This window comes from Pseudomonas sp. 05N36, assembly GCF_056397385.1.
This window is the reverse complement of record NZ_JBFTNH010000016.1, coordinates 195955-202241: the sequence shown is the minus strand read 5'-3', so window position 1 is coordinate 202241 and position 6287 is coordinate 195955. Positions and strand designations below refer to the sequence as shown.

Here is a 6287-nt window from a genome sequence, read left to right as displayed (position 1 = left end):
CCTCTCGATGTGTCCGGCTGCGCCGTACGGCGCTGCGCGCCCACCCCCTGATGAACACCTCCACTCGGCCTCCCGATAGGGGCGGGTGGATCAAGATCAACAGCGGCAGGCGAGCTAACGCTCGGCCTGTTGAGTGGTGGGGGCGTGTTATTGGTTATCTTTGGAGCTGCGGTAGGCTGCGCGATCCTTTGATCTTTTGATCTTTTGATCTTTTGATCTTTTGATCTTTTGATCAAACCTGATATTCCGGCCGTTTGGCCAACCCTTCCTTCAGATACTCCACGAGTTTGCGCACCTTCGGCGATAGATGCCGTTGCTGTGGATACAGCGCCCAGACGGCGGTGTTCGGTGGTTGATGAGCATCCAGCAACGACACCAGGGCGCCACTGTTCAGGTGCTCCAGCACGTAGTAGTCCGGCAGCTGACACAACCCGACACCTTGTAGCGCTGCGTCCAGCACTGCTTGCCCGCTGTTACAGCGCCAATTGCCTTGTACTCGCTGGGAAAATTCTCTGCCGTCCTGTTCCAGTTGCCAGATGTCCGAGCTGCCGATCAGGCAGTTGTGTCGACTCAGCTCGGACAAGCTGTGCGGTCGGCCATAGCGTTCCAGATAGGACGGCGAGGCGCACAAGTACATGCGTCGTGGCGCCAGGCGCGTGGCTACCAACCGTGAGTCTTGCAGGCGGCCGAGCCGGATTGCCAGGTCCAGGCCCTCGTGCACCAGGTCGAGCGGACGGTTGCTCAGCTCGATATCGACCCGCAATTGCGGGTAAAGCCCCATGAAGCTGGTCACCAGCGGCACGATGAAGCGCTCGCCGTACGCCACTGCACAGGTCATGCGCAGCATGCCTTTGGGTTCGCTGGTCAGGTCGCCGACGGCGCGCAAGGCTTCTTCACGTCCGTCTTGCAAGCGTTGGCAGTGTTGCAGGAACGTCTGTCCGGCCTCGGTCAGCGTCACGCGACGGGTACTGCGGTAAAGCAGGCGGGTTTGCAGGCGCTCTTCAAGGCGTACGATTTGTCGACTGATGTGCGAGGACGAAACCCCGAGGCGTTCGGCGGCAGCCGTGAACTGGTTGCATTCGGCGACGGCAACGAATTCATCGATGCCTTCCCAGCGGTTCTCGGACATGAAGATTATCCCTGTGCAGCAATAATGTTTTGCTTTTGGCTGGATTATTAATCGTCTGGCGGTGTTTTACACTGGTTGTCTCGTTTTTATTCGCTGGAGAGACAGGATGATCAAGTCGCGCGCTGCCGTTGCCTTCGAGGCCAAGAAACCCCTTGAGATCGTTGAAGTCGATGTCGCCATGCCCAAGGCGGGTGAAGTCCTGTTGCGTGTGGTCGCCTCCGGTGTTTGCCATACCGACGCCTACACCCTGTCGGGCGCTGACCCGGAAGGCATCTTCCCGTCGATCCTCGGCCACGAAGGTGGCGCGATTGTCGAAGCTATCGGTGAAGGCGTGACCTCGGTCGCGGTCGGCGATCACGTGATTCCGCTGTACACCCCGGAATGCGGCCAGTGCAAATTCTGCAAGTCGGGCAAGACCAACCTCTGCCAGGCCATTCGTGCGACCCAGGGCAAAGGCCTGATGCCAGACGGCACTACGCGTTTCTCCTACAAAGGTCAGCCGATTTTCCACTACATGGGTACTTCGACCTTTTCCGAATACACCGTATTGCCGGAAATCTCCGTCGCGAAGATCCCTAAAGAAGCACCACTGGAAAAAGTCTGCCTGCTGGGTTGCGGCGTCACCACCGGTATCGGCGCGGTCATCAACACTGCCAAGGTCAAGCCGGGCGACACCGTGGCCATCTTCGGCCTGGGCGGTATTGGCCTGTCTGCGGTCATCGGTGCGGTCAAAGCCAAAGCCGGGCGAATCATTGCCATCGACATCAACCCGGCCAAGTTCGAAATCGCCAAGCAGTTGGGCGCTACCGATTGTGTGAACCCGAAAGATTTCGATCGGCCGATTCAGGACGTGATCGTCGACATGACTGATGGCGGCGTCGACTTCTCCTTCGAGTGCATCGGCAATGTACAGCTGATGCGTGCGGCACTGGAGTGCTGCCATAAAGGTTGGGGTGAGTCGGTGATCATCGGCGTTGCCGGTGCTGGCCAGGAAATCTCCACCCGTCCGTTCCAACTGGTGACCGGTCGCGTCTGGCGCGGTTCGGCATTTGGCGGCGTGCGCGGTCGTACCGAGTTGCCAAGCTACGTGGAAATGGCCCAGACCGGCGAAATCCCGTTGGACACTTTCATCACCCACACCATGGGTCTGGAAGACATCAACAAGGCATTCGACCTGATGCATGAAGGCAAAAGCATCCGCTCTGTCATCCATTTCAGAGGTCGGCCATGAGTCTGGAAAATCTCTCATGCCAGAAGAGCTTCGGTGGCTGGCATAAACGCTACAAGCATCATTCCGAGGTGCTGGGCTGCGACATGGTGTTTGCGGTGTACCTGCCGCCGCAAGCGGAGCAGGGCGGTAAGCTGCCGGTGTTGTACTGGCTGTCGGGATTGACCTGCACCGACGAAAACTTCATGCACAAGGCCGGCGCGATGCGCATGGCGGCCGAGCTGGGGCTGATCATTGTCGCGCCAGACACCAGCCCGCGAGGTGCCGATGTTCCAGGCGACCCGGACGGCGCATGGGATTTCGGCCTGGGTGCCGGGTTTTATCTGAATGCCACGCAGGAGCCTTGGGCCAGGCACTATCGGATGCACGACTATGTGGTGCAGGAATTACCGGCGTTGGTCGAAGCGCATTTTCCGGCCTCGGACAAACGCGGCGTCAGCGGCCACTCCATGGGTGGGCACGGCGCACTGGTCTGTGCCTTGCGCAACCCTGGGCGGTATCAGTCGGTGTCGGCCTTCGCGCCCATCAACAATCCGATGGATTGCCCTTGGGGTCAGAAGGCGTTTTCGCGCTACCTGGGCGAAGAGCGTTCGAAGTGGCGCGAATGGGATGCCTGCGTGCTGATCAGCGAAGCCAGCGAAAAGCTGCCGTTGCTGGTGGATCAAGGCGATCGGGACGACTTCCTCGCCACTCAGCTCAAGCCCGAAGCGCTGCAGCAAGCGGCGAAACTGGCCGGCCATCCGCTGACCTTGCGTCTGCAACCGGGCTACGACCACAGCTATTTCTTTATCGCCAGCTTTATTGATGAACACTTGCGACATCACGCACACGCTCTAGGCGCCTAATGTCCGCCAAAGCAGGTAGAATCACGCCCTGACTAAATCGGGGCGTTTTTTTATGCGTATTGGCCACGGCTATGATGTGCACCGTTTCGCTGAAGGCGATTTCATCACCCTGGGCGGCGTGCGAATTGCACACGGTTTCGGACTGCTCGCCCATTCCGACGGCGACGTCTTGCTGCATTCGTTGAGCGATGCCTTGCTCGGCGCAGCGGCGCTGGGTGATATCGGTAAACACTTTCCAGACACCGACCCGCAATTCAAAGGTGCTGACAGCCGCGTACTGTTGCGTCACGTTGTCGCGCTGATCCACGCCAAGGGCTGGAAGGTCGGTAATGTCGATAACACCATCGTTGCCCAGGCGCCGAAAATGGCCCCGCATATCGAATCGATGCGTGCGCTGATCGCCGCGGATCTTCAAGTTGAGTTGGATCAAGTGAACGTGAAAGCTACCACCACCGAAAAGCTCGGCTTTGTCGGTCGCGAAGAGGGCATTGCCGTGCACTCCGTTGCCTTGTTGTTGCGCGCATGAATGAACTGCAATTGCTCGGCCCGCGTGCCTACGGTGAAGCCCTCGGCACTGCCGTACTGAAAGCCATCGCGGAGGATTTTCAGGTCGATGAAGTCCTCGATATTCCGCTGACTGGCGAAGGCGAACACCTGTGGATCTGGGTGGAAAAACGCGGCCTGAACACTGAAGAGGCGGCCCGGCGAATTGCCAAGGCTGCCGGCGTGCCGTTGCGCACCGTCAGCTATGCCGGCTTGAAAGATCGCCAGGCACTGACCCGCCAGTGGTTCAGCGTGCAATTGCCGGGCAAGGCCGATCCTGACTTGTCCGCGGCAGAAAACGACACACTGAAAATCCTCAAGACCGCACGCCATAAACGCAAGTTGCAGCGCGGTGCGCATTCGGCCAATGGTTTCACCTTGCGCCTGACCCAGCTCACCGGCGACAAGGCGGCGATTGACGCGCGTCTGCAACTGATCGCCAAACAAGGCGTTCCCAACTACTTCGGCGCGCAGCGTTTCGGCCATAACGGCGGCAACGTGGTGGATGCCCGTGACTGGGCGGCACGCAAAGCCTTGCCGGAACAGCGCAACGTGCGTTCACGCCTGCTCTCCACTGCGCGCAGCTTTCTGTTCAATCAGGTGTTGGCGGCGCGAGTTGCCGACGGCAGCTGGCAGCGCGCCCAGGTGGGCGACTTGCTGGCTTTCACCGACAGCCGCAGCTTCTTTCCGGCCGGTGAGGCCGAATGCAGTGACCCGCGTCTGGCGATCCTCGACCTGCACCCGACCGGGCCGCAGTGGGGCGAAGGCGAGTCGCCCGCGACCGGTGCGACTCATGAGCTCGAGCAGCAGGTCGCGACAGGCGAAGCGGATCTGCGCGATTGGTTGATAAACGCTGGAATGAGCCATGAACGTCGCATCCTGCGGCTGCCCATTGGCGGGTTGACGTGGCATTATCCCTCGCTGGACATTCTGCAACTGGAATTCGTCCTTCCGGCCGGATGCTTCGCCACCGTACTGGTGCGTGAACTCGTCGATCTGGTGCCGGTAGGGCAGACGGACAGCTCATGCGTATTCTGATTTCTAACGACGATGGGGTAGCAGCACCCGGTCTTGCCGCGCTTCATGCTGCGCTGGCGGATTACACCGAGTGCGTGGTTATTGCCCCTGACCAGGACAAAAGCGGCGCCAGCAGTTCGCTGACGCTCGACCGTCCGTTGCACCCGCAAACCCTGGCCAATGGCTTTATCAGCCTCAATGGCACGCCGACCGATTGCGTGCACCTGGGCCTCAACGGTTTGCTGGAGTGCGAGCCGGATATGGTGGTTTCCGGGATTAACATGGGGGCCAACCTGGGCGACGATGTGCTGTATTCCGGCACGGTCGCGGCGGCGCTCGAAGGGCGTTTCCTCACGCTGCCGTCGTTTGCCTTTTCGCTGGTATCGCGGCAAGTGGAACACCTGCCGACGGCGGCCTACTTTGCGCGCAAGCTGGTAGAGGCTCATGCCGACCTCGATTTGCCACCGCGCACGGTGCTGAACGTGAACATTCCCAATCTGCCCCTGGCTCACATTCGAGGCATCCAGCTGACCCGCCTGKGCCATCGCGCCCGTGCTGCTGCGCCGATAAAGGTCGTCGACCCGCGTGGCAAGTCCGGCTACTGGATTGCCGCGGCCGGTGATGTGGAAGATGGCGGGCCGGGTACGGATTTCCATGCGGTGATGCAGGGCTACGTTTCGATCACGCCGCTGCAACTCGATCGCACCTTCAATGACGCCTTTGGAAGTCTTGATGGCTGGCTGGAGGGGCTGCGCTGATGGCTCGTGAACAAGACGATATCCTGCGTCGTGGAATCGGGATGACCTCCCAGCGCACGCGCGAACGGCTGATCCAGCGCCTGTATGAGGAAGGTCTGTCCAACGCCCAGGTGTTGGAGGTCATTCGGCGGACACCGCGTCATCTGTTTGTCGATGAAGCCCTGGCGCATCGAGCCTACGAAGACACGGCATTGCCGATCGGCCATAACCAGACCATTTCGCAGCCTTATATGGTGGCTCGCATGAGCGAACTGCTGCTGGAGGCCGGTCCTCTGGATAAAGTGCTGGAGATCGGTACCGGGTCCGGTTACCAGACGGCGGTGTTGTCGCAATTGGTCGAGCGGGTGTTTTCCGTCGAGCGCATCAAGGTCCTGCAGGATCGCGCCAAGGAACGCCTGGTCGAGTTGAACCTGCGCAACGTGGTGTTTCGCTGGGGCGACGGTTGGGAAGGCTGGCCGGCGCTGGCGCCGTACAACGGCATCATCGTCACTGCGGTGGCGACCGATGTACCCCAGGCGTTGCTCGATCAATTAGCGCCGGGTGGGCGGTTGGTGATTCCGGTTGGTTCAGGGGAGGTTCAGCAATTGATGTTGATCATCCGTGAAGAACAAGGCTTTTCCAGGCGCGTTTTGGGGAGCGTGCGCTTCGTGCCATTGCTCCATGGGCCACTGGTTTGAGCATTTATTTAAAGACGCTGAATTCTGTTTGATTACCTTGGTCTTACAGCGGCATTGATCGGTTAAACGCGATTGAACAGCGATCGGCAA

General features: G+C 59.9%; 7 protein-coding genes. 6 read left to right on the top strand and 1 reads right to left on the bottom strand.

Annotation, left to right across the window (positions count from 1 at the left end; translation table 11 throughout):
- Window positions 1-232: 232 nt before the first annotated feature.
- Entirely contained in the window at window positions 233-1129 is an 897-nt protein-coding gene (locus AC1DIH_RS20400) for a LysR substrate-binding domain-containing protein (RefSeq protein ID WP_427533325.1), read from the bottom strand.
- Between the two features lie 106 nt (window positions 1130-1235).
- Here AC1DIH_RS20400 and AC1DIH_RS20395 point away from each other — a divergent pair, with 106 nt between their 5' ends.
- The 6 genes from AC1DIH_RS20395 to AC1DIH_RS20370 are packed head-to-tail and all read left to right on the top strand — an operon-like array spanning window position 1236 to window position 6197.
- Window positions 1236-2360: an S-(hydroxymethyl)glutathione dehydrogenase/class III alcohol dehydrogenase gene (locus AC1DIH_RS20395; RefSeq protein ID WP_477773048.1), complete on the top strand. Its 1125-nt coding sequence runs from the start codon at window positions 1236-1238 to the stop codon at window positions 2358-2360.
- The gene (gene fghA / locus AC1DIH_RS20390) at window positions 2357-3202 is read left to right on the top strand and encodes an S-formylglutathione hydrolase (RefSeq protein WP_427533326.1); all 846 of its coding nucleotides are present in this window, start codon (window positions 2357-2359) and stop codon (window positions 3200-3202) included. Before AC1DIH_RS20395 ends, fghA begins: the two co-directional genes overlap by 4 nt.
- A gap of 52 nt (window positions 3203-3254) precedes the next feature.
- Window positions 3255-3728: a 2-C-methyl-D-erythritol 2,4-cyclodiphosphate synthase gene (gene ispF, locus AC1DIH_RS20385; protein ID WP_054595926.1), complete on the top strand. Its 474-nt coding sequence runs from the start codon at window positions 3255-3257 to the stop codon at window positions 3726-3728.
- Entirely contained in the window at window positions 3725-4783 is a 1059-nt protein-coding gene (gene truD / locus AC1DIH_RS20380) for a tRNA pseudouridine(13) synthase TruD (RefSeq protein WP_477773047.1), read from the top strand. The genes ispF and truD overlap by 4 nt, the downstream gene beginning before the upstream one ends.
- Entirely contained in the window at window positions 4771-5520 is a 750-nt protein-coding gene (surE, locus tag AC1DIH_RS20375; protein WP_477773046.1) for a 5'/3'-nucleotidase SurE, read from the top strand. The genes truD and surE overlap by 13 nt, the downstream gene beginning before the upstream one ends.
- A 41-nt stretch (window positions 5521-5561) precedes the next feature.
- Window positions 5562-6197 carry a protein-L-isoaspartate(D-aspartate) O-methyltransferase gene (locus AC1DIH_RS20370; protein ID WP_427544633.1) on the top strand — a complete coding sequence of 212 codons (636 nt, stop codon included), beginning with the start codon at window positions 5562-5564 and terminating at the stop codon, window positions 6195-6197.
- The last annotated feature ends 90 nt before the right edge of the window (window positions 6198-6287 follow it).